This is a genomic window from Actinacidiphila bryophytorum (genome assembly GCF_016916835.1).
GTDB classification, from domain to species: Bacteria; Actinomycetota; Actinomycetes; order Streptomycetales; family Streptomycetaceae; genus Actinacidiphila; species Actinacidiphila bryophytorum.
The window spans coordinates 1-790 of the sequence record NZ_JAFFIX010000075.1; the positions used below are offsets into that span (position 1 = coordinate 1).

The window sequence follows — 790 nt, forward strand, 5'->3', positions numbered from 1 at the left end:
TGGTGGGGACCCAGGCCTGGGACTCGGCGGTCTTGGCGATCTGGTTGCCCTCGTTGTACTCGTCGAACATCGAGATGTAGATGCCCTGCACCCCGGCGCGGCACATGTTGTAGAACTGCCGCCACATGAAGTCGCCGTGCGCGCGCTGCCGGTCGGTGACGCCGCCGGGCAGGACGCACGGCTGGTAGTCGATGCCGTGGGCCGCGCATTCGGCGAGGTCCGGGACGGTGGCGACGTTGTAGAAGTTGTCGGCGTCGCCGACGTTGCCGATCCGGCCGACCATCCACGGCGAGATCATGTGGAAGGCGTGGTAGACGTCGGAGAAGCCCGGGCGCGAGTCCCGGTCGCCGGTACGCCACCAGGTCGGCACCCCGCCGATGACGTAGCAGCCCTGGTCCTTGAACCAGTTGACGACGTCCAGGCACGGGGCGGGTGCGAAGGGCCGTTTGTCGTCGCTGAAGCCGAAGCCCCAGATGCAGACCACGGGCTTGCCGTTCTGCGTCGCGTACGCCGAGGACGCGGTGTACGCCTTCATCTTGTTGGTCCAGTCGGTCTTGATGTCCGACTGCATGGTCGTCCAGTCGGTGACGTCGTACATGATGTAGAACTTCCGGCCGTGGGCTTCCGCCGCGGTGCGGACCTTGGCGGTCATCGCGTCGCGGGTCGGCCCCTCGCCGCCGGTGGGGTTGAAGCGCTGGAGCGCGGCGGTGTCGATGTTGTTCTGCTGCATCCACAGGAAGTGGGTGTCGACGGTCTGCTGGTCGTAGGAGGAGAACAGCGTCGCGGGCTG

At 66.7% G+C, this 790-nt stretch carries 1 protein-coding gene; it reads right to left on the reverse strand.

Features of this window, described 5'->3' with window-relative positions; all coding sequences use genetic code 11:
- Positions 1 to 790 (reverse strand): glycoside hydrolase family 99 protein (locus JT723_RS34650; RefSeq protein WP_240166663.1); only part of this gene is annotated, 790 nt, incomplete at both ends.